This is a genomic window from Peribacillus sp. NPDC097225, assembly GCF_044761955.1.
In the GTDB taxonomy this organism is placed as follows: domain Bacteria; phylum Bacillota; class Bacilli; order Bacillales; family DSM-1321; genus Peribacillus.
Genome location: NZ_JBIWDJ010000002.1, coordinates 366,724 through 390,821 on the forward strand (window position 1 = coordinate 366,724; position 24,098 = coordinate 390,821).

At 39.5% G+C, this 24,098-nt stretch carries 18 protein-coding genes; 5 read left to right on the forward strand and 13 right to left on the reverse strand.

The window, feature by feature from the left end; all coding sequences use genetic code 11:
* Positions 1–151: 151 nt before the first annotated feature.
* The 4 genes from ggt to ACIQXH_RS07680 form a co-directional block, all read right to left on the reverse strand.
* Positions 152–2,224 carry a gamma-glutamyltransferase gene (gene ggt / locus ACIQXH_RS07665; RefSeq protein WP_403080165.1) on the reverse strand — a complete coding sequence of 691 codons (2,073 nt, stop codon included), beginning with the start codon at positions 2,222–2,224 and terminating at the stop codon, positions 152–154.
* A 264-nt stretch (positions 2,225–2,488) separates the two neighbouring features.
* Positions 2,489–4,477 (reverse strand): TRAP transporter permease, encoded by a 1,989-nt coding sequence (locus tag ACIQXH_RS07670; RefSeq protein ID WP_403122896.1) that lies wholly within the window; start codon positions 4,475–4,477, stop codon positions 2,489–2,491.
* Positions 4,470–4,991, reverse strand: coding sequence for a DUF1850 domain-containing protein (locus ACIQXH_RS07675; protein WP_402959164.1), 522 nt, complete (start codon positions 4,989–4,991; stop codon positions 4,470–4,472). The genes ACIQXH_RS07670 and ACIQXH_RS07675 overlap by 8 nt, the downstream gene beginning before the upstream one ends.
* A gap of 61 nt (positions 4,992–5,052) precedes the next feature.
* Complete coding sequence (locus ACIQXH_RS07680) at positions 5,053–6,024, reverse strand: TAXI family TRAP transporter solute-binding subunit (protein WP_403080166.1); 972 nt, start codon at positions 6,022–6,024, stop codon at positions 5,053–5,055.
* Between the two features lie 316 nt (positions 6,025–6,340).
* On the opposite strand from ACIQXH_RS07680, the gene ACIQXH_RS07685 reads away from it, so the two are divergent.
* Together ACIQXH_RS07685 and ACIQXH_RS07690 are read left to right on the forward strand one after the other, a co-directional pair.
* Complete coding sequence (locus tag ACIQXH_RS07685) at positions 6,341–7,246, forward strand: LysR family transcriptional regulator (RefSeq protein WP_402873173.1); 906 nt, start codon at positions 6,341–6,343, stop codon at positions 7,244–7,246.
* A gap of 143 nt (positions 7,247–7,389) precedes the next feature.
* Positions 7,390–8,412 (forward strand): NAD(P)H-dependent amine dehydrogenase family protein, encoded by a 1,023-nt coding sequence (locus ACIQXH_RS07690; protein ID WP_402872543.1) that lies wholly within the window; start codon positions 7,390–7,392, stop codon positions 8,410–8,412.
* A 335-nt stretch (positions 8,413–8,747) separates the two neighbouring features.
* On the opposite strand, the gene ACIQXH_RS07695 is transcribed toward ACIQXH_RS07690, so the two are convergent.
* The 8 genes from ACIQXH_RS07695 to ACIQXH_RS07730 form a co-directional block, all read right to left on the reverse strand.
* Complete coding sequence (locus ACIQXH_RS07695; RefSeq protein WP_402872540.1) at positions 8,748–10,061, reverse strand: MFS transporter; 1,314 nt, start codon at positions 10,059–10,061, stop codon at positions 8,748–8,750.
* Positions 10,062–10,137: 76 nt separating this feature from the next.
* Positions 10,138–10,866, reverse strand: coding sequence for an SDR family NAD(P)-dependent oxidoreductase (locus ACIQXH_RS07700; RefSeq protein WP_403122899.1), 729 nt, complete (start codon positions 10,864–10,866; stop codon positions 10,138–10,140).
* A 13-nt stretch (positions 10,867–10,879) separates the two neighbouring features.
* A complete protein-coding gene (locus tag ACIQXH_RS07705) occupies positions 10,880–12,301 on the reverse strand; it encodes an FAD-dependent oxidoreductase (RefSeq protein WP_402872534.1) in 1,422 nt (473 codons plus the stop codon).
* A gap of 11 nt (positions 12,302–12,312) precedes the next feature.
* Positions 12,313–12,762 carry a GlcG/HbpS family heme-binding protein gene (locus ACIQXH_RS07710; protein WP_402872532.1) on the reverse strand — a complete coding sequence of 150 codons (450 nt, stop codon included), beginning with the start codon at positions 12,760–12,762 and terminating at the stop codon, positions 12,313–12,315.
* Positions 12,755–13,651, reverse strand: a complete 897-nt coding sequence (locus ACIQXH_RS07715; RefSeq protein WP_403080169.1) for an isocitrate lyase/PEP mutase family protein — start codon at positions 13,649–13,651, stop codon at positions 12,755–12,757. The genes ACIQXH_RS07710 and ACIQXH_RS07715 overlap by 8 nt, the downstream gene beginning before the upstream one ends.
* Positions 13,652–13,677: 26 nt before the next feature.
* Positions 13,678–14,355, reverse strand: a complete 678-nt coding sequence (locus ACIQXH_RS07720; RefSeq protein WP_402872526.1) for a GntR family transcriptional regulator — start codon at positions 14,353–14,355, stop codon at positions 13,678–13,680.
* A 1,083-nt stretch (positions 14,356–15,438) separates the two neighbouring features.
* On the reverse strand, positions 15,439–17,169 hold the full coding sequence (gene cysI, locus ACIQXH_RS07725) for an assimilatory sulfite reductase (NADPH) hemoprotein subunit (protein WP_403080173.1): 1,731 nt from the start codon (positions 17,167–17,169) through the stop codon (positions 15,439–15,441).
* A 25-nt stretch (positions 17,170–17,194) separates the two neighbouring features.
* Entirely contained in the window at positions 17,195–18,997 is a 1,803-nt protein-coding gene (locus ACIQXH_RS07730) for an assimilatory sulfite reductase (NADPH) flavoprotein subunit (RefSeq protein WP_402872520.1), read from the reverse strand.
* A gap of 235 nt (positions 18,998–19,232) precedes the next feature.
* On the opposite strand from ACIQXH_RS07730, the gene ACIQXH_RS07735 reads away from it, so the two are divergent.
* Both ACIQXH_RS07735 and ACIQXH_RS07740 read left to right on the forward strand, forming a co-directional pair.
* Complete coding sequence (locus ACIQXH_RS07735) at positions 19,233–20,126, forward strand: LysR family transcriptional regulator (RefSeq protein WP_402872517.1); 894 nt, start codon at positions 19,233–19,235, stop codon at positions 20,124–20,126.
* 154 nt (positions 20,127–20,280) lie between these two features.
* Positions 20,281–21,471, forward strand: coding sequence for an oxalate decarboxylase family bicupin (locus ACIQXH_RS07740; RefSeq protein ID WP_402872514.1), 1,191 nt, complete (start codon positions 20,281–20,283; stop codon positions 21,469–21,471).
* A 241-nt stretch (positions 21,472–21,712) separates the two neighbouring features.
* Here ACIQXH_RS07740 and ACIQXH_RS07745 read toward each other — a convergent pair whose 3' ends face one another.
* Positions 21,713–22,381 carry a YybS family protein gene (locus ACIQXH_RS07745; RefSeq protein WP_402872511.1) on the reverse strand — a complete coding sequence of 223 codons (669 nt, stop codon included), beginning with the start codon at positions 22,379–22,381 and terminating at the stop codon, positions 21,713–21,715.
* A gap of 236 nt (positions 22,382–22,617) precedes the next feature.
* Here ACIQXH_RS07745 and ACIQXH_RS07750 point away from each other — a divergent pair, with 236 nt between their 5' ends.
* Positions 22,618–24,033: a PQQ-dependent sugar dehydrogenase gene (locus ACIQXH_RS07750; RefSeq protein ID WP_403122902.1), complete on the forward strand. Its 1,416-nt coding sequence runs from the start codon at positions 22,618–22,620 to the stop codon at positions 24,031–24,033.
* Positions 24,034–24,098 lie beyond the last annotated feature (65 nt).

The following is a 24,098-nucleotide window of genomic DNA, read 5'->3' on the forward strand; positions in this document are numbered from 1 at the left end:
AGTGATCGTCCCCCTTGTTTCATTGCTCCTTGTTCCTTTTCAAATTGGACAATTATATGACCATGTTACTAGAACCCATTCCTTATCATTGGGCATGAAAAAGCCCTCCATAAAAGCATGGCTGGCTTTAATGGAGGGTTTCTTAATAAACTTAGTTGGTGATGGACCCATCATCGTCTATATCCTCGTAATCAGTTGGATCCTTTTCCAATAATACTACTTTATCTTCTTCGTTCCACTCCACTTTAAATCCTGATACTTTTCCGACCCTTAAAACGGGTAGGAATGATTTTTGATCTGGTTTATAGGTCTTTAAATCTTTTGTGCCTATTACGCCTAAACCAAGTAGCAATTTATCCGATTGAATATAAGGCTTACCATCTATTATCTTCATTTGTTTAGCTGTATACGGAAAAGGTACACCATTTACTTTTAATGTGAATGGACCTGGCTTCTCTTCTTTAATTTCAGGAGCTTTTTTCGACTTATAGTATCCCTTATCTACTCCAAGAACTGTTCCTTCTCTCGTATTATCCGCCGCACCATACATTTTTCCCGTTTCATAATCGAATACGACGGCCTGCACATTTCCAATATGCTGAGGTTTTTCTTCATAGACATGACCTTTTGCCATTAACTCCAATTTTGTATTTTGTTCAATTCCCGGCTCCCATCGAACAGTGGGATAGTTCGCTGAGTATATACGAGGTGATAAGATGGCTTCTTGGATTGGTAGCCCCTGATCGATTACATTCATGATGGTCTCAGACACGGATGCAATAATGGTAGCTCCCCCAGGAGAGCCCAAGGCAAGAAAAGGTTTTCCATCTTTTAAGACAAAAGTTGGTGACATACTGCTTCTAGGGCGTTTTCCTGCTTCTACCTGATTAACGCCCCCCGGTGTAGCATCGAAATCTGTCATTTCATTATTTAGCATGAAACCATAATCCGGTACCATTATGCCAGTACCGAACACTTGTTCAATCGTAGTCGTATATGACACCATATTCCCCCACTTATCCATCACCGAGAAATGGGTGGTTTGACCTTCAGGATGATTCTCCACCACAGTTGGCATGGAAGAAGGTTCTTTTCCTTCATATTCCCATGGATCTCCTTCTTTTACTTCTGCAGTTGATCTATTAGGATTAATTAGTTTTCTTCTTTCCTTTATATACTCCTCATCTAAAAGCCCTTTTTTAGGAACTTCATAAAAATCTTCATCAGCCATGTATGCTGCACGGTCAGCAAATGCCAAATGCATGGCTTCCGTTAAATAATGAAGATATTCAGGGGAATTAATTCCCATCTTCTTCACATCATACCCTTCCATCAATTCTAAAATTTGTTGGACCGTCAAACTACCTGAACTCGGCGAAGCGGCACCCACGACTTCAAATCCCCTATAATTCGATCGAATCGGTTCCCTTTCTTTCGCCTCATACCTTTTCAAATCATCCGTGGTCATGACGCCCTCTCGTTTTTTAACTTCCTTGACAAGCGCTTCACCGATTTCCCCTGAATAAAGTGCATCCGGCCCTTGTTTCTGAATAATTTTGAATGTCTTGGCAAGATCCGGTTGGATGAGCTTATCACCTTCTTTTAATGGTTCTCCCCCGGGAATGAACACTTTGGCAGCTGCAGGATTATTTAGAAGCTTCGCTTTATTTTCATCAATATATTGAGCTGCGGACCAATTTACTTTCACTCCTTTTTCCGCTTGTTTGATCGCAGGATTTATTACTTCTGATAAACTCATCGTGCCATAGTTCTCAAGAGCCATTTCCATTCCCTTTAAGGTTCCAGGGACCCCTACCGCCTTTCCTGTAATATGACGTTTACTGAAAGGTATAACTTTTCCGTTTTTATCTAGAAAAAGTTTAGGTGTAACGTTTTTTGGAGCTGTTTCACGGCTATCAATCATCGTAATTTTATCTTCCTCTTTACTATAAATCATGATGAAACTCCCTCCGCCAATTCCCGACATCATCGGTTCCACTACATTTAATGACAGCTGAATGGCTGCTGCTGCATCAACAGCATTTCCGCCTTGCTCTAAAATCTTTCTACCAGCTTCCGCTGCTATGGGATGGGAAACCGAAACGATTCCCTTTTTTGTTCCTTGCTTCATTGACTTATCTACCCCGGGCACACTTGCAATAACGGTAGAGACAACTAAAAAGATACTGAAAACAGCTATAATTAAACTCTTAAAATAGGTCATATAAAGTCCCCTTTCAAAACGGATATTAATCCTGTTCACTTAGAAAAACCTATACCTTTCTTCTGGTTAAGATTCTAAAGTTGGAGACAGTTCCTATGTTTATCATGGAGATAACTCAAGTAGACTTCAGACTTTTTAAACATCAAAATTATAAACTATATAAATTAAAGACGGTGGCTCAACCTCATATTACACACTCACCTCCTTAACTGATAAATGATGTAGTTGGGTAAAAGCCACCGTCTAGTGTCTTCAGTCCATTACCTAAATATTATGATTATTATCTAAAATGGTCGGCATGTTCCTTTTGTCTTGCTTCTTGAAATATTGGAAAGCAAGCAAGACGGCAAAGGAAGCTAATCCAATGATATCCGTAATGGTTTCAGGATAAATTAATAGTAAGCCGATAATAATGGCTGGGAATCTTTCTAACCAATGCATTCCGCGTATCCAATAACCGATGACCCCGGCCCCGATAGCAATCATTCCAGTCATTGCCGTAAAAACGACCCATACCACTTCCATCCAAGTTGAATCAATCATCAGCATTTGTGGGGATAGTACGAAAATGTAAGGAATAATAAAGGCCGCTATGGCTAATTTAGACGATTGGATCCCCGTCTTTAAGGGATCTCCACCAGAAACCCCGGCTGCTGCGAAAGCGGCTAGTGCCACTGGTGGTGTTATATCTGCAATAATCCCAAAATAGAAAACGAATAGATGCGCGGATAAATCCGGTACACCCAGTAAAATGATGGCAGGTGCCGCAATGGTAGAGGTAATTACATAGTTAGCAGTTGTCGGTGACCCCATTCCCAATACTAAGGCCGCGACCATTGTAAGCATAAGTGTTGGTATTAAGTAGCCACCAGCCAAATCGATTAATCCATTCGCCAGCTTTAGACCTAGTCCTGTCTTTGTGACAATCCCTACGATAATACCCGCACTAGCCGTTGCAGCCGCTACTGCCAATGCCGTTCGAGCCCCATCTACTAAGGCATGAATGATATCACTAAATTTCATCCGTACATCTTTGTTAATGAACCCTACAATAATCGAGATAAGAATGGAATACAATGCGGCATGTGTAACTGTTATATTCGACATCAGAAGGAGAACGATAGCAACGATTGGTATCAATAAATAAACTTTTCTTATCACTTCTCTCTTGTTCGGCATTTCTTCTTTCGTCAATCCCCTTAATCCAAGCCTTTTTGCTTCAAAATGGGTCATGATCCAAATCCCTGTAAAGTAAAGAATGGCTGGAATGGTGGCTGCTTTTGCTATATCCCAATACGTGATGCCATTCCCAATAAACTCGACCATTAGAAACGCTGCCGCTCCCATTATCGGTGGCATTAATTGTCCACCTGTTGAAGCAGATGCCTCTACTGCCCCAGCAAATTCCTTTTTGTAACCCAGATTTTTCATCATCGGAATCGTAAATGACCCTGAAGTGACAACATTCGCTACCGAGCTGCCGCTGATGGTTCCTTGTAATGCACTTGAAAAAATGGCAACCTTCGCAGGTCCGCCGACTCTTCTACCTGCAATCGCAGTTGAGAGATCATTGAAATATTGACCAACCCCGGTTCGTATAAGGAAGGCACCAAATAGTAAAAATAGGAAAATGAAGGTAGATGAAATCGCCAGCGGTGTTCCTAAAATCCCCTCTGTAGAGAAAAACATCGTTTGGACCATCCGCTCGAAAGTTAGACCGCGATGCGAAAGGAAACCAGGCATATATTGACCAAATAGACCATATAAAATGAATAGCACCGCTATTGTCGTTATAGGTATCCCTACTGCACGCCTCGTTGCCTCTAACACCAGTAAAATGGCCAGTAAACCAACCGTGAAATCCAACGTACCTAAACGACCGACATTCATGACCAAATCGTCGAAAAACAAGGGCCAGTACGCTCCGACTCCGATACTTAATACTGCTAGAATCATATCGTACCATGCTATTTGAAGCTTGCCTTTTTGGCGTTTCTTCCGATTTGCAGGAAATAATAAAAAGATTAAAGATAGCGCGAAACCTAAATGAATCGTCCGTTGAATTTGTGCTGTAAAAACCCCAAAGATGGCTGTATACAATTGGAATAAAGAAAATGCTAAGAGACCGAAAAAAGAAATATACCCCAATATGCCTTTTAATTTCCTGGTCCCTGCTTCAGGATCGTATTTCTCTAAAAGTTTCTGCTGCTCTTCCTCTGTTAAGTACTGCACTTTTCCTTTATCATCATCCATTGATATTCACCCCATCCAATTGCTCCCAAAAGGAAATTTTTTTCGTTGAAATTCTGATCCATGTTCCCGGCTTAATAAATCGTGATAATAATACAGTTTGTTTTCTATAGATTAAGCGATGATTGGCTCCAACCTGCCCTATTCTTAAATCAATATATTCAAATGTTCGATTCATATTTTTGATATGATATACACCGTCTTTTTCTTCAAAGACTTCCTCTCCCTCTGCATTAGAAGGCATGCCTACAGCAAAGTCTTCATATGCCAGCTCGGTTTGCTTAATGGAGTCCCTTGATAGCTGATAGGTTTCGAGAACGTCCGAGAGGTGAATGGAATGTGTATACTCTATTTGAAACGTCTTTTCTCTTTTCAAAGGTAAATAAGCCAACAACTCTTCTTGATCTTGATAGGAAAACGCAAGGACTTGTTTATATGGTATGAAACCAAGTAAAGCACTGAACAGAAATAGAGGGATAATAAAAAACACGAATCTCTTAAAAAAATTGCTGCTCATCGAAACCTCCAAACTTCAAGAAACAACGAAATCGATAGCGAACTATCGATTATCGTAGCATTTATTTGGCAATTCCCTTTTCTTCGAAATATTTAGCTGCACCAGGATGCAACTCCATTTCCCCTAATCCTTCAAGTGCCGTCTCTGCCGTAATTAATTTTCCTTTTGCATGCGTGATTTTGTCTGTATTGTCATAAATAGCCTTAGTCATTTCGTACACCAAGTCTTTGTCCATGTCTTTTCTTACAACCAACATGGCTTTCACGGCAACGGTCTTTACATCTGATTTAATCTTATAAGTGCCGCTCGGAATGGTATCCTCCGCATAATATGGATATTTCTTAACCAACTCTTTAATCTTTTCATCCGCAATTGGTAGGACAACAATATCATTTTGAACAGAAAGTGCCTCTACTGCACCAGTTGGAGTACCTGCTGTTATAAATGCTGCATCAATATTCCCAGCTTGTATTCCGTCGGTCGATTCGTCGAAGGAGAGATTTTGGGCTTTTATATCTTTAGCCGTTAACCCATGAAGCGCTAGAATTTGCATGGCATTAATGTATGCACCTGATCCAGGGGCACCAACCGATACTTTCTTTCCTTTTAAATCTTCCACTGATTTGATCCCACTTTTAGCTGTTGTTACAAGCTGTACAGTTTCTGGATATAAAGAGCTAATTGCCTGGATATTATCAATGGGATTCCCTTTGAACATTTCTTTGGCCTCAACTGCATATGCAGCAATATCCGTTTGCGAGAAAGCTATCTCAGCTTCTCCAGCTCTTAAGGTTTCCATGTTTTCTGCAGAAGCCCCGGAGGTTTGTGGTGTGATATTCGCATTGGTATTATCCGTGATGATATTTCCGATCTGGCCACCAAGTGGGTAATATGTACCACCAGTCCCACCTGTTAATAGACTCAAGTTTTGTCTTTCGTCTCCAGAGGTCCCTTCATTCCCCTTACTGCAAGCAGTAATAAATAGTAAGGACATGATCATTCCGAATAAAAAAAGGCTTTTACATCCCTTCACAAAAATCCCTCCTTTTTCAATTTCATCATCTTTAAATGCGACGATATTAATAGTATTCTGTGACCAACTCTAATTTCCTTCATTTTACATATGGGAATTTAACCCATATCCTCACAGTCATTATCGTGCGTTTTTTTAACCCACTTTATATTTGACTAAATTTTCAGTTTTTTTATATCCTTCTTTAAAGATAATATTGACTCTTGCATTTGAGAAATATATTATTGTTATAAACTTATAACTATTGATTATAAAATACCTTCTTATTGGCTGTATCCAGTTATTCTGATACCACTTAAACAAAAGGAGTGATTTTATCAATTTCCTATCCCTACGTTATTTTATTGAGGTTTCAAACCACCTTAGTTTCAGCAAAGCCTCCAAGGTCCTTCATATCTCCCAACCTGGCTTAAGCCAACAAATCTCATCACTTGAAAAACAATTAGGTTTTAAGCTTCTAAATCGCACAACAAGAAAAATCACATTGACTGAAGAAGGGGAATATATCTACAAGAAGCTCGCTCCTTCCTTCGATGACATCGAAAAAACAGTTAGCAATATCGTTGAAAACAAAATTGTCCCCAAACCAAAAATAAAAATTGCCACAATACCATCAGCAGCAAGTATTTATATACCAAATTTATTGAAAAAGATACGTATTGAATTTCCTGAAGTAGAAGTAGATCTTCAAGAGACAACCTCCGCAAGAGCAGTCAAGCTAGTCAAACAGCAAAAATATCAAATTGGTTTTATCCGAACACCCATACATGCCAATATACTGACAAATGAAGGGCTAAATATGATTGAATTCAACAAATCTCCATTGCAATTAGTCGTTTCTTTTGAACACCGGTTAGCTCAAAAAGAATCCATATATTTAACTGAGGCAAAGAATGAACCCTTTATTCATTATCATGCAGTACAAGCCCACTCTCTTCAATTTCTTTTGGAAAAGGCATGTTCGATTGCTGGGTTTTCTCCAAAAAAATTATGTGAAGGATCCGAGCTATTAACGATTGCAAACCTAGTTTCGAATAATTTAGGTGTTGCCCTCATGCCCAAAGATATGATTGATTTGTTAGGAACTAAAAAGGTAAAGGCCTTAAACATCGAAAATATGAATCTGTCTAGCTCAATATCAGCTGTTTGGAAAAGTAGCGAACATACACCTTTCTTGATAAATCAAATCATACATACCCTCCAATCTAATACTTCGTTGTGAGTTATAAGGATAAAGAACTAAAGTAAGTACAACTTGTCCCTTTTATAATCAAGGTTTATATGTATATAAAAATTTACTATTTTTGTTATGTTCCCTTCAATGTTAGCATTCGGTTATACAACATTTGAAAGGATGATAAATAAATGGTAAGTGGTATTTCGAAATTTTCCGTATTTGGCTTGGGTCCTATCGGCATGGAAATTCTGCGTAGTGCATATCTTACAAATCCTCAATCGATTATTGGTGCTGTAGATATTGATCCCCAAAAGGTTGGAAAGGATATTGGGCTGATCATAAATGAAAATAAAATGAATGTACATGTGGTCTCCAGTATTCATGAAGTAAAAACCAGTGTAGAGCATCCAATTGCCCTTCATGCGACCAGTTCCAATGCAAACCACGTTTGGCCGCAAATCAAGGAACTTTTAGATCATGGGTTCTCAGTGGTTTCTACCTGTGAACAGCTTTCTTTCCCGTGGCAGCGCTATCCTGAGCTGGCAAAGGAGATAGATATATATGCAAAGAGCAAAGGGCTCAGTGTCATCGGGACTGGCATTAATCCAGGTTTCATCATGGATACCATGGCGATCTGTTTTTCAACCGTTGTCACAACGGTAAACAGAGTCCTTGTCAATCGTAAGGTGGATGTTTCGAAACGCCGCCTCCCCTTACAAAGAAAAGTTGGAATCGGTATGACAAAAGGAGAATTTGAGGCACTGGCTGAACAGGATAAGATCGGGCATGTTGGGCTTGAAGAATCTGTTAGATTAATTGCATATGGGCTAGATTGGGAACTTACCAGTATAAATAATACCATTGAGCCAACAATTGCCACCGAAGATATAACCGTTCCACTTACGTCTCTAAAAAAAGGGGCGGTTAGTGGGCTACACCAAGTATCAAGAGCTTTGACCTCTACCGGAAAGGAAATCTGCTTGGACTTGAACATGTCTGTAGGAATTAACCAAGAGGATGAGATTATAATTGAAGGAAACGAAACACAAAGATTAATCATACCAAATGGAGTATTCGGTGATACTGCTACTGCCTCCATGGTTATTAATACAGCTAAACAAATTGATGCGATTCGAAAACCAGGGTTACTTACCATGGCTGACATCGGCCTGCCAAGAAACAGTCAGCAATCTGAATTTGTACCAATATGAGTCTAGACAAACGACATATCCATTTATAAGTAACTGCTATATGAATGTCTCTGCTATTCTTTAAAAATATCCTAACCTAAAGATAGCGTAAGCCCCGAATCGAAGACTTTTCTGTCTGTGCATTCGGGGGTTGTATATGGAAATAAGCCTAACGTTTCATTCTGATCAGCGTAAACCAACTTCATAGCGTTTCCTTCTGCATATTGAAGAAACCCAGCTAATCTCCTGTGAAGGTAGCTGGGTTTTAAAGTCGCATGTGCAAAATAGCACTTAGTAAGTGAAAATTATCACCTAAACTTACTCATCCAGAAAAGATTTATGACAATTTTAATAAATTAAGTTAATGATGTCCTATTTTGAAGTTCCGGATTTCCACTGGATTCTTCCACTTTTTGTGTTTCGTCATCTAGATAATCCAAACGACGATTTTTGGTTTCTGGGAATACCCAAGCCCAAATAGCTAATAGGAAGAATAAACCGGCCCCGCCTAAGATAATTGGTTCATACCCATACACAGGGAATATAGCTACTGTGATTAAGGGGGGTATCGCTGAAAGTCCGCGTCCAATTTGTAAAGCCCATGAAATACCTGTAGCCCGAACATCTGTAGGGAAGATTTCGCTAAATAATGACCCAAATACAGATGCTCCATTTGAACCAAAGTATAAAAAGAAAATAGGAACTAAAATCCATAGTGAGTTAATTAAACTAGACCATGTAAAGTAAAGGGCGATACCACCAAGAGCTGCAACAAGGCCAAGGTAACTTAAAGTTATTTTTCTTCCCCATTTGTCCGCTGTATAACCGGCAATAAATGATCCAACTAGACCTGCGAATGCAGTAAAGAATAGCCACCATCCCGCCGCACCCATTTCAAATCCTTCGTATTTTACTAAATACGTTGGAAGAAAATTTGTAATTCCATAGTAAGCGAAATATTGTAATACTGCAGCAATTAAAGCAATTGTGAATGGTTTCCAGAAGCGTCTTAAACCGTACTTTTTACGCCAATCGACTTTTTCACTAGCTTTTTGTTTATTTTTCACTTCTTCCTCCCAAACTTTTGATTCTTCTACATCTTTTCTGAGCCAAAGAGCAAATAAAACTGGAAGAGCAGAGATAATGAATGTCCAACGCCATCCGATTAAGGGGAGTACAAATCCACCCATAGTTGCTCCCAAGAAAATCCCCAAATAGGCGCCACCATATAGCATACTACTCCAAAATCCACGTTGTTTAGAAGGAACTGATTCGCTTACGAGTGCCTGAGCTGCACCGTATTCACCTCCTAAACCAAACCCAGCGATAGCAGTCCAAACAATTAGCCACTCATAATTGAATGTAAATCCACGCATTAACGTGGCTATACAGAAAATAACTAATGTTGCGATTAAAATCTTCTTACGCCCTACTCGATCTCCTAAATAACCAAAAAAAACACCACCAATCGCTAGGAAAGCAAGTTGAACTGAAAAAACTGACGCTATTTGTCCAGTAGTTAGCTGTAAAGCAGTTGCCATAGGAATTACAAGGAAACTTAACACAAACACTTCATAATAATCAAAAACCCAGCCAATATAAGCACCAAAAAAAATTTTATATTTTCCTTTATCCATTTTTTCATTATGTGGTTGAACGTTACTCGTCATAAACAAGTCCCCCCTGATTGATTATTAGAAAGTGTATACACTCTTTAGCAGTTCGACTAAAGAGCGTAAAGTTTTCTCATGTATTTACTGGTCTTCCAATTCCAAACGCTTCAATAGCTGTTGCTGTAACAGCTTTGGTTTTTTCAAGGCATAAATCAACAATGATTTCAGCAATATCAATAGGGTGTAACCAATTATCTTTATTAACAGTAGGCGCTAAGTCTTCCATCATTTTTGTAGCTACGGGTCCAGGGCATACGGCATTTACACGGATGTTAAAGGGCTTGAACTCTTCTCCTAATGCCTTGGTGAAACCGATAACCGCATGTTTTGCTGTAATGTAGGCACTACGATCCGGTCCGCCTTTTAATCCCCATATAGAGGAAATGTTTATAATAATACCTTCAAGTTGTTTAATCATGTTTGGAACTACTGCACGAGTCGCTAAATACATACCTCTAACATTTAAATCTTGTATGCTATCCCATTCTTCAATGCTAGTTTCTAAGAAAGGTTTGATAACCATAGATCCAGCATTATTAATTAGAATATCAACATGCCCCAGATCAGTCTCAATTTGTTTAAACGTTTGTTCGATGGTATCTCGTGAGGTTAAGTCACAAAAATAGGCCTTAGCATTGCCTCCATTAGAAATTATTTGGGTAACTGTATTGTTAATCTCTTCTTGATCATTTGATAAAACAGCTAGTGTGGCTCCCAATTGCGCTAATAGAATACTTGTTTCTTTACCAATACCTCGACCACCGCCAGTTACAACGGCAACTTTTCCTGTTAAAGTTGACATTCTATCTTCCCCCTTATACTTTTACACCTAAAGTATCTATCACATAAGATGAAGCATGAGTACCTGCACGTTTTCCATAAACTAACCCACGTAATACAGATGTTCCACCAGGATATTTTCCATAGTAAAGACCTGCTGTTTCGCCGGCAGCATACAATCCAGGAATTGACTCATCATCGTTTGAATAGACAGCACCATCAGTATTTGTCGCAAGACCGCCATTAGTAAATACATTTGAGCAAGCAATAGGATACGCAATAAAGGGTCCCGTTGTAATTGGTATAGCCCAATTTGATTTTTCAGGTGTAATACCAATCGCCTTCTTGCCATCTTTCTGAAGAGGATCAAAAATCCCGTCTTGTACAGCCATATTAAATTCTTGAACTGTTTCCTCTAGATTTTCAGCAGAAATATTAAGTAATTCAGCTAATTCACTTAAAGTATTAGCTACAATTGCAGGTTTATCTGTTTCTAGAGCTTGTTCATAATTTGGAATATCATACATAGTTTGATCACTAATCATATAGGCAACATGTCCAGGTAAATCATAGAAAATCTTTCTAGCGACTTCTTCGTAATATTCATCAATAGTTGTTTTCCCTTCGTCAAGGAAGCGCTTACCATTTTGATCTACTAAAATAGCGTAGGGGAAGAGCATTACAGCAGCTTCTTCTCGTTTACTTCGAGGATCTACCGGTTCAGCATGGAAAGAATCAAACTGTCCCGCGCTTTTTGCTCCGATTGAAAGTGCCATTTCAATAGCCTCACCGCTATTGAAATATCCACCTTTACACACAGCAGGAATTTTGTGAGCATCTCTACCGATATATTGAGCCATCATACGTTGATTCCCTTGGAAACCACCAGCAGCTAAAACAACCGACCCCACTTTTAACTCAAGTGAGTTTCCACCTTTAACTCGGATATTCAACCGACTTACTGCACCATCTTCATTTAATGAAATATTCCATGCTGTTGCTTCATAAATGATATCAACCCCTTGGATCCCAGCTTTTCTAGCTAACGTATCGATGATGGCACGGCCGCCTCCAACGGGTAGTAGCCTCGGTTTATTTGAAGTTAAAAACATGGTCGGTAAATAATCAAATTCGACCCCATGTTGATTTAACCATTGAAGTGTTGGTCCTGCTTCTTGAGCAAGTGTTTCCACATAACGAAGATCTGAAAAATTATCGGAAAAAGCAAGCATATCTTCCACAAAATTGTCTGCTACTTCATTCAAGTTTTTCATTCTCATATATGATGCAGTCCAACGCGAATTTCCTCCACGATGGTCAAAATCAGAGCGCTCTAAAATAGCAATTTTAAGTTTCTTATTTAAAACTTCAGCTTGTTCTGCTGCAGCTAAAGCGGCAGAAGTTCCTGCAACTCCACAACCAATTACAACAATGTCATAGTCGAGATTTGATGTCATATTTTATCCCCCTATTCTTTGCTTAAAGTAAGTTCTTCAATAATCGCTAAAGCAGCTTTGCATACTTGCATGTCATGTGAATAATGTCCGCCGCTAACACCGATTCCTCCAATTAATTCCTCGCCTAATTTAATTGGATATCCACCTCCAAAAATCACAAGACGCTCTGTGTGTACAATACCATGCAGTAAAGGTGGATCATCTTTTAATCTATCGTACCATTCATGTGTAGCGCGATTATAGGTAGCGGCAGAAAAGGCTTTGTTTTGGGCAATTTCTAAACTTAATACAGGTGCACCATCCATTGCTGCAAATGCTTTTAAATTACCTGGCTTATCTACAATTGCGATGCTAAAGTTGATACCTAGTTCCATTCCTTTTTGTTTGGCGACTTCTAACATTTTTGTTGCAAGTTCAATGCTAATATTTTTAGATTCAACAGCTAATTGTAATTCAGACATTTTTTATTTCCTCCTTAGGATCGATAGATAAGTATTTTTCTTCCCAAATATTAATTTGATTTAGTTTAAATAGTTTTTGACGATCCTCCCAAGAGCAGATAGCTTCGCCTAGATTTTTTTGAGAACATTCAAAATTCAGAATATTTAAAGCGTTTTTAATTCCTTGTATTGATGCGCGTAAAACGGTATTAGCACAAAGTACAATTTGATATCCTAACTCATGAGCTTCATCTAGCGTAATGAGTGGGGTTTTAGCTCCTTCAACTAGATTTATAAGTTGCGGGATATGTTTCAATGAGCTTGTAATCGTTTTCATTTGTTCGATTGAAGTAGGAGCCTCAATAAATAAAACATCCGCCCCAGCTTCTTTATACGCTTTAGCTCGATCAATAGCATCCTCAATACCATTAACAGCTAGTACATCTGTTCTTGCGACAATTACTAGATTCTCATCTTGTCGTGCATCTGCTGCAGCATGAATCTTATAAATCATTTCTTCCTTAGAAATAACACTTTTATTATTAAAGTGACCACATTTTTTAGGAGATATTTGATCTTCAATTTGTATGCCAGCTACCCCAGCTCGTTCAAACTCTCGAACCGAACGGATTACGTTAATAGCATTACCGAATCCTGTATCAAGATCAGCGATAATTGGTATATTAGTAACATCAGTCATACGCGCTACGATATCTAGCACTTCTTTCATACTAGTAAGACCTACATCAGCCCAACCGAGTTGGGCATTAGAAATACCTGCACCTGTAGCATAAATTGCTTGAAATCCTAACTCTTCAATTAAACAAGCTGACATTGAATCATATGCACCAGGTAACATAAATGAGTTAGGGGCATTTATGAGTTCACGTAAACGTAATTTTTTATCCAATATAGAACCTCCTTTTTAAGCTTTATCTATTTGATTAGATGAACTTTTATTGATTGAATTGCTGCATCTAAACTATTTTCGATATGTTCTCTCATTAATAATTCAGCTTGTTCGCCATCTTTTAGCTCAATAATTTTGTAAAGCGCTAGATGTTCTTTCGCAGCAGCAGAACTACGATATTTATTTGTCTTAGGACCTAGTCCACGGTAGCGCATAATATGATCATTCATATTATTTAAGATTTTTACAACTGTTCGATTTCCGCTAATATCGTACAACAAGTGGTGTACTTTATCCCCATATAAAATTACTTTATCACTGTCAGATTGCTCAGCAGCTTGAACTAATAAATCCGTGAACAATTTCAGTTCAGATAATTCCCTTTCGGAAATCTTTATTGCAGCTTCTTTTGCGACTTGACCCTCTAATAAACTACGAACTGTAAAGATTTCTTTTGCTTCTTGGACTGAAACAGGAGCTACTTTAATACGACCATTTGGGAGGCGTACGATTAATTCTTCGAGCTCAATTCGATGTAAAGCTTCGCGAATAGGTGTACGACTAATCTCAAGTTGTTCCGCTAAGGCTTTTTCATTGATTTGTTGAGAAGGCTCTAACTGTCCAGAAATTATAAGTTTCTTCAATTCCATATAGACAAAATCTTTTGCTGAATACCTTTTACTTTCCAATGAGGAAAGATCCATTGTAACCCCCTCCTCTCTGTATTTAGTATAATTGTATACATTTATACCTTAATTAAATTAAACATATTTTTCCATTAATTGTCAACTTCTTTCTTGAATATTTATTTTTTTAATTAAAACTAAATTATTAACTTAAGTTTTCGCACACCAAATTTGGCAGGTAGGCCCTGATATAGCTAGGTAAACCTACAAGCCATTGAAATAATTTCTGTATTTTTTTATTCGTTCTCTTGAAGAAGCTCAGTTAACTGCTGCAATGCGACAGCCCAATTGAGTATTTCGTTTAAAAGTCATAAAAAACCACCGAGTGTGTTTCGGTGTGACCGTAATTTTCCCACGCCAGTACAGCGTAACGAGCGAGAACAAAGTCGTATGGTGATAAGTAAATCATATGAGCGTCCTTGAAACTCTTTTAGTAAACAAAGATTTGATTATTGTCTTGAAAAACCAATCTAAAGACGGGTGATTTTTTGCTCAGAAGGGGTGCCATCTGTGTTTACAGTGGCAAGCCAGTCACTTTTCTTGTATCGTTTTTGAACGAAAATAACCTAAATAGATACTCCGTTTCCAATAAATCTTGAGTATCTTAAAAAAAATCTACTCTTAAATAATCGATAACCATTTTATGAAACATCTTTCCGATGAAATTAGTGAATCCGATTAAAAGATAGCTTTTTCATCTATAAGATAGCGTTACTGCATTTACTCATCGCTTATTCCCCTAGCTTTTTTTATATGCTTGCTTGTACCAATATCCTGTAAGAGGGTGCCCTCCTCATGCTGCATTTCTATTTGGCTGGCATACTTTTTATTTACTGAAATATCTCATGATTCGCCTTGCAATGAAATCCTTTTGGGGGGCTTCGTTACATCAGGATATTCTTTGATTCGTTCCAATTTCTCCTGCATTCTTTTCTTTTATGCCCGTTCATACTTTTCTTTTTTGTTGTTCTTGATTCTCCTTCTGGGATTATTGAGAACCTGCTTCAAACCTCATCCCTCAACTATCAGTTTCTCTTGGATTTTTTAACAAAAATCACAAAAAAAGAGACAGGCACAAGTCCTGTCTCAAATACTATTTGGTTATGCATGAAAATTCATACCGTCTGTTGTTGCTTTAATGACACCAGTGCGGACGACGAAGTTTCCAAAGTGTTCGCCTTCTTGCCGTTCTTTTGCGTAACGTGAAAGCAGGACACGCAATTCGCTTAATATTTCTTCTTCGCCAATATTTTCGCGGTACATTTTACTGAGTCGGCTGCCATCAAAAGCCGCTCCGAGATACATATTGTATTTACCGGGGGCTTTCCCGATAAAACCAATTTCTGCGAGGGCTGGACGGGCACAACTGTTAGGGCAGCCCGTCATACGGATGGTGATTTCTTTATCCCGTAGACCATTTTCATCAACAATGCTCTCGATTTTTTCAAGTAAATCCGGTAAATAACGCTCAGCTTCCGCCATCGCCAATCCGCATGTAGGAAGAGCTACGCATGCAAGTGAGCTACGACGGAGTGCTGAATAATGCTTGCCATCCGTCAAACCGTATTGTTCCATCAGTTCATTAATTATTTTCTTTTTTTGACTGGAGACATTGGCAATGATCAGATTTTGATTGGCTGTTAACCGGATATCCCCTGTATGGACTTTCGCAATTTCACGCAAGCCGGTCATCAGCTTGTAATCATCAAAATCGGCAATACGGCCACTTTGGACAAACAGGGTATAATGCCACTTACCTTGCACGCCTTTCACCCAGCCATAGCGGTCCCCATTATGATCGAAATGGTATTTCTTCGCTTCAGCCAAGTTCCAGCCAAGACGGTTTTCCAGTTCGGCTTTTACATTTTCCAAGCCAAGTCGATCAACCGTATACTTGAATCGGGCATTTTTTCGGACGGAACGATTTCCATAATCCCGTTGAATCGTAATGACCTTTTCCGCCACATCCAAAATTTGGTCTGGTGTACAAAAGCCGATTACCTTGGCAAGCTGAGGGTATGTCGCAGTGTCGCCATGGGTCATGCCCATGCCCCCGCCTATCGCTACATTGAATCCGACAAGTTTAGCATCTTCAACGATTGCTATGAAGCCTAAATCTTGTGAATATACATCGATGTCATTCGATGGCGGAACAGCGATTCCAATTTTGAACTTCCGTGGTAAATAAAGCGGTCCGTACATCGGTTCCACTTCTTCTACTTCCGGTGTTCCGACCACTTTCTCTTCATCAAGCCAAATTTCATGATAGGCTCTTGTTCGAGGCAATAGGTAGTCACTCAACCTTTTTGACCATTCATATACTTCCGTATGTATCTCTGATTGATAGGGATTTGAGTTGCACATGACGTTTCGGTTCACATCACCGCATGCTGCAATCGTATCAAGCATGGACGCATGAATATCCTGTATCGTCTTTTTCATATTCCATTTTAAAATGCCATGCATTTGAAACGTTTCACGTGTTGTCAGCTTTAACGTGCCGTTTCCATATTTTTGGGCAAGTTCATCCATGACAAGCCACTGAGCTGGCTGGGCCACACCTCCAGGCATGCGTACACGGAGCATGAATTGATAAGCTGGTTCAAGCTTTTGTTTTTGTCGTTCATTTCGAAGATCCCGATCATCCTGCAAGTAACTGCCGTGATGCTTCATCAAACGATTATCATCATCGGGAATACCGGCACTTATTCGGTCTTGCATCACTTCCATGAGCGTTCCACGCAAGTAATTACTTCTTTCTTTTATCTCCTCGACGTCACTAGGCGGGCCGTCTGGTGCTTTTAGTATTGATTTTAATAAAGGATCCACCATTATTTTATCTCCTTTCCATCCGAAATCAGTATACATCTCGCTGATAGCGTTTTTCTTTTTGCATGTTGCTAAGATAGCTTACCGCTTCCTCATGGCTCATGCTGCCTTCTTTTTGGATAATTCCTATAAGGGTTTCATGGACATCATGTGCCATATTTTTCTCATCACCGCAAATATAAACAGCAGCACCCTCTTGCAACCAATTGAATAGCTCGCCACTATGTTCAAGCATGCGGTTCTGTACATATACTTTTTCGTCGGTGTCACGCGAAAACGCAACATCCATCTTAGATAACACACCTGATTTCAGCCACTTTTGCCATTCGGTCTGATAAAGGAAATCCGTCACGAAATGCTGATCCCCGAAAAACATCCACGATTTACCTTGTATTCCCGCTTCCTCACGTTCTTGCATAAACGAACGGAATGGAGCAACACCTGTACCTGGTCCTACCATAATGATTGGGGTGTCTGGATTACTCGGCAGCTTGAAATTTTGGTTAGATTGAATGTAGATTGGCAAGGTGTCACCTGGTTGTAACCGTTCCGCACATAATATAGAACAAACTCCATTTCGTTCACGTCCATACGTATTGTACCGCACTGTTCCGATTGTTAAATGGACTTCATCTGGATTCGCGGATAAAGAGCTCGCAATCGAATAAAGACGGGCCGGCATTTTCCGAAGAGTGGAGACGAACTCCTGTGCCGATTCCCCCCATTGACCAAAGTCACGGATTAAATCAAGTAAATCTCTTCCTTGACGGTAGGCTTTTAGTTTTTCTTCTTTTCCTTGTGACACTAGCTCCCGTAAGTTTTCATTGCTTGAAAGCTGTGCCGCCTGTTCAAGAAGCGATTTAGTCAAAACAGTTATCTCCAAATGGGAGCTGAGTGCTTCTTTAAGCGAAAGAACATCTCCCTGTTTGTTTACGGTCACCTTTTCTTCAGGCTCCCACTCGATCTCCTCAAGTATAAGGTCTACAAGAGCAGGGTCATTTTCTGGATATACACCAAGACTATCACCAGGCTCAAATGTGAGTCCAGAGCCTTCTAGCGACAACTCCAGATGACATGTTTCCTTATTTGAACCTCGGCCATTCAAATTCAAGTTTTCCAGAACTTCGGCTTTGAATGGATTTTTTCTCGAATATACGGATTCACCAGCAACTGATTGCTCAGCAGGAGCAACAATAGCCGCTTCCCCGGCCTCACTTAAGCTCGCAATAACACCTTCTAGCCACTCCGTTGCAGGTTCATCATAATCCAAATCGCAATCAACGCGTGGATAAAGCCTTTTGCCACCAAGCTCTTCCAAACGCTCATCGAAGTCCTTGCCCGTTTGGCAGAAAAACTCATACGAGCTATCACCAAGCGACAACACGGAAAAATGGAGATCATCCAGTTTCGGTGCACGTCTTCCATTCACAAATTCATGAAACGTCAAAGCATTATCCGGCGGGTCACCTTCACCATGTGTACTAACTGCAATAAGAAGGTTTTTGACTTTCTTCAACTGATTCGGCTTGAAATCACTCATGGAGGAAACGGCTACTTGAAAGCCTTTTTCCTCTAACTTCTTAGCCGCGTTCTCCGCAATCCTTTGGGCATTGCCTGTCTGGGACCCGTAGAGAATGGTCACTTCTTTTGATATTGTCTTTCTAACAAGAAGTTCTTGTGATGGTGCCTCTGTTATCGCAGAAAAAGACTGCGTCGCAGACAAATAACCGTTCAGCCAAACTTTTTGCGTTTCTGTCAAAGTTGGCAAAAGACGATTAAGAAGTTCTACTTGTTCTTGGTTAAACGGACTGTTCATTACCTGAAGTTGCAACGATTTCCACCTCGCAAAAGAATAATAACTATCATTTTATGTATAACGAATATTCAAATAATTATTGTTATAGTCGCATAACCTTTTATTCTAGTATACAAGCATAACAATAATGAAACGACATTTTTTCAATTCTATATATTTCTAGTTAAACTTTACCAGATGTAAAATCATTAGTAAAATATATATATGTTATTTAAACTATTAGGAATACTAATGATTAGGTGGGATATATTTGTATTACGATGCATTAAAAACGTTTGTAACCCTTGTCGAAGTCAAAAATTTCACAAAAACTGCCGATAGACTTCTAATGTCACAGCCCAATGTTAGTTTACATATAAAAAAACTGGAACAAGAGTTTCAGACAAAATTGCTTCTGCGATCGCCAAAATATATAAAAATCACCCCAACCGGAGAAATTTTATACGAGCGGGCAAAGCAGATGATCACGATTTACGAACAAACGAGACGAGACATCGAGGAGCGTCACAACACGATAAAAGGAGAATTAAAGATTGGTGCTAGTTTTACAATTGGCGAGTATATACTCCCCTCTTTACTCATCGATCTGCAAAATGACTATCCCGAACTCGAGCTTCAAGTCATGATAGGAAATACGGAAGAAATCGTTCAATCCGTCCAGTTATACAAAGTGGATATAGGCTTGATTGAAGGCCAGACCAATGAAAAGGAGCTTTCCGTGCACTCCTTCATGCAAGATGAATTATTTATCGTTTCCTCCAACAAACATGAACTAGCTAATAAAAAAGATCTAACGATATCCGACCTGCAAAATCAGGCATGGGTCACTCGAGAAGTAGGATCGGGTACCCGTGAATACCTTAACCACCTTATCCGTTCAAACGGGCTGAAAGTCAAGTCGCTCCTGACCATCAGTAGTAACCAAGGAATTAAAGAAACACTTATAAAAAATGGAATGGGCCTCTCTCTCCTGTCCCGTAGTGTCATAGAAAGAGATGTACAGCATCATACCCTTTCTATCTTACAGGTGAAAAATGAGACGTTTCCACGTACGCTTTCCTATGTTTACTCTCCTATTATGAAAGATAAGAAAAACGTTCAAACTTTTATAAGTTCGTTAAAACAAAAATGGCCAACACAATAAGAATCAAACGAAATATAAAGGGAGGAAACGTCATATAAGTATTAACTTCCAAATGCAACCTGTTCTTACTGGCATTGAAAAGTAATGTGAGTAATATATATCATGTAGTACTGTTTAATTTCAATTAAACGGGATGGATTAAGGAGGTAAATCATTGACGAAGCCGATTGATTTTACAGTGTATGCGGATAGAATACCTGAACCGATTCGAGCTGACGGTGCTGGTGCAACAGATCTCGGACCACGTGATATTTTACGAGCATTGGAAAATCCGGATATGCTTGTGCCCCCAGTGACGGATGAGGGAACTGTTCCGAATTTACGGTTTTCCTTCTCCGACACGAATATGGTTTTAAAGCATGGTGGATGGTCAAGACAGATTACAATACGTGAATTGCCGGTCGCCACGACACTTGCAGGAGTTAATATGCGTTTAACGCCAGGTGGCGTAAGGGAACTGCATTGGCATAAAGAAGTCGAATGGAGTTTTATGCTTGCAGGCAGAGCGAGGATAACCGCTGTAGACCAGAATGGGAAAAACTTCATTGCAGACGTTGGTGTTGGCGACCTATGGTATTTCCCACCTGGCATCCCCCACTCGATTCAAGGTTTGGAGGAAGGGTGTGAGTTTTTATTGGTGTTTGATAACGGGGCTTTCTCGGATTTAGACACCTTCGCAATCTCAGATTGGTTCGCCCATACCCCTAAAGAAGTTCTATCTGCTAATTTTGGTGTACCGGAAAGTGCATTTAAAGATATCCCGAAGCAGGAAAAGTACATTTATCAAGGGGAAGTTCCCGGTCCAATCGATCAAGTAGCGATTCCAGATCCTTTCGGTACCCGGAATTTTACGCATAGCCTCCTTGGTCAAGAACCTGTTACATCTCCAGGGGGATCAGTCCGTGTTGCGGATTCCACCAATTTCCCCGTGTCGGAAAATATATCTGTAGCTCTTGTCGAAGTCTTGCCGGGTGCCATGAGGGAATTACACTGGCATCCGAATAATGATGAATGGCAATACTTCCTGACTGGCCAAGGACGGATGACCGGTTATGCAGCTGATGGAACAGCTCGTACGTTTGATGTAAGAGCAGGAGATGTTGGGTACATGCCGTTCTGCTTTGGACATTATATCCAAAATACAGGCAGCGAGACGCTTACGTACCTAGAAGTATTCAAAAGCCCCAAATATGCCGATATTTCATTAACACAGTGGATGGCATTGGTTCCTAAAGAAATTGTGGAAAGTAATTTAAATGTGGGATCTGAAGTGTTGGACGCATTAAGGAAAAAGAAATGGGAAGTGGTCAAATTCCCTGGATATACGTACAATGATTTCGAATAATGATAAGAAACCTTTCATCTAACAAATACGATTACTTCTTCGAACTGGGTCCCTTTAATAAAGGAACCCTGTTTCCTCTTGTTAGAACGCTCTGTTTCTCTCGAACGCCTGGTGATCTACTTTCTCACTTTACTTGTAGGTGGATCTGTTGCTTCGTTAAATGAAGTACTCCAGGAGTCTATTCTCGATAGCCAAACCATTTTTCTTAAGTTTCACAGGAAATAGAGCCCAAGCAGCTTCGCTACGGCTCTATTTTTTCACTTTTACATTTTTTCTTGATTTTCCTGTCCTGAACATCATTCACCGGCTTGATCACTCTATCAGGCAGGGTTTGAGCCAATCTCTTCAGAACAAACGAACAAGCTTCTGCTGCTATCCATGCATACAGAATACTGAAAACCGCTATGAGAAATAAGGATGGAAAATGAAAAGACGTACCAAAGCCTGGGCCTAACACAGGAAAGCGGAAAATGAAAAGAATCGCTATGATTCCCATAAATAAGGTAACTCCCGACAAGAAAACAACCATAAGCCTTGTTTTCGACTTATAGAAGGAAACACCAAGTACCCATCCTAGAATACCCGTTGTGAAGGAAAAAATAAGTAGTTCGCTAGGCTGGATAAACAATACCAGAAGGATTGTCACAGAATAAGAAAGAAATCCGTATCTGACCGATACAATCGTTGCTAAACATATAGGTACTGTCGTCATCGCACTTACGACAAAACCAATGCCGGGCATATATCCCCCTGCTGATTGAAATATGGCTGCAAACGAACTTAATATCGCGGTGAGTATTAGTTTAGTGGTAGGTAACCATTCCGTAAGGTCACGTTTGATTTCAAAAAAAGGATGCTGCCAATACTGTACGGCTATACTTTTTACCCTCTTCAGAAATCCCACCTCCATCAAATAGTAACCTAACCTTATATTATTCACTGTTTTATCTAAAAATCACTGGTTATCTATCCAACTTAACGATAGATAACTGATTTATGAAGGCATAGTACATTATGACAACCTCTTTTTCTAGCTGGCTACGAAAAGATGGTCAACTCCTAGTTCGCTCCTTCATTATTTGGTATTAATAAAACAGTTCTAATCATATCTTTATAAAAGAAAAACGAAGAAGGAGTGTAAATTTATTGAAAAGAGTGAAGGTTGGTTTACGGCCCATTGTAAGTAAGATAAATTTACCGACTGTTTTGAAAACAGCGATACTCCCGGGTGACTCAAAAGAAACAATATTCATCGCAACCCAAGTAGGGGAAATTTTTTATATAAGAGACGGAGTTATACGGACGTTTATTGATATTCGCCTGCGTATCGTAAAACTAGGTGCTTCTAGAGGTGGATATGATGAACGCGGTTTGCTAGGACTAGCTTTTCATCCCCAATTTTATGATAACGGTCTGTTTTACCTTCATTATTCAGTAGCTGGAGCACAGGGCCCTGGTGCTCTTCCTGATCCTTTTTCACCTAACCCGTGCGATTTAAGGACGTTAAACCTAAAGTGGGACGATAGAGAAACTCAATATGACCATATTGATACTTTGGAAGAATGGGTTTTACCTTCGAATGGTGAACCTCAACAACGACGGACATTACTAAACATAAGAAGACCATTTTCTAATCATAATGGTGTAAATAGCTTAAACTTTTCACCTGAAACAGGAAAACTCGTTTTAACCACAGGGGATGGTGGGTCAGGGTTTGATCCATTCAATTTAAGCCAGAACGACATGGAAATCGCCGGTAAAATAATTGAAATTGATGTAGGTAAGAATACATTCATCCGAAATCCCCCCATCGTCACACGGTTCAATGAACTTCCCCTACCTATTCAGGAAACACTTACGATGATTGTTAAAGGCGTACGTAATATACCTGGCATTTCATTTCAAAGATTTAATAATCAGTACATCAAATATGTGGGAAATGTCGGACAGGATGTGGTAGAGTCCATTTTTTCATTCGGTCCGTATAAACCAATACCGGTTACCCATCTTGCTCGAGCTTTCCTCATGAAATCTGAAGCGGGTCAAGAAGGATTGATTAACTTTGGCTGGCGAGCGTGGGAAGGTATCCTCCCTACTCCAATTGTAAAGGGTTGCTCTGCGAATCCAACTTTGGAAGAGAAAACAATTGCTTATTATGATGAGGCACTAAAAGTTTCAGGAAATCGTCTTGAACCTGTGACTAGTTATTTTCATAAAGATCCCCGACCCGATAAATTTGGAGGAACTGCACTGACAGGAGTGCAACCCTATATGGGGGATAAAATCCCCGCCTTAGCAGGAAATGTTGTGTTTACTGATCTTGCCCAGAAGGAAGAAAGTCAATCTCCGTCTAGAGGGGTTTTAGCTTACACTAGTATAAGGGAAGATTGTAAACTAAATGATTATAACGTGATTCAAACCGATTATAATTTTGGTTCCCAATCAGCTTATTATGTGAGCTTGGGAACAAATCTTGATCAAACTACACTATATTTAGGGGTTTATGGTTCGATGAAAGTGAATGATTTTAACCAAGGTACTATTTTTGAAATTATTCCGTGACGAACTTATCAAAGCAAAAACACCCTGAAGCCATTGAGGGCTTGTGAAATCAGTTTATTATTTTC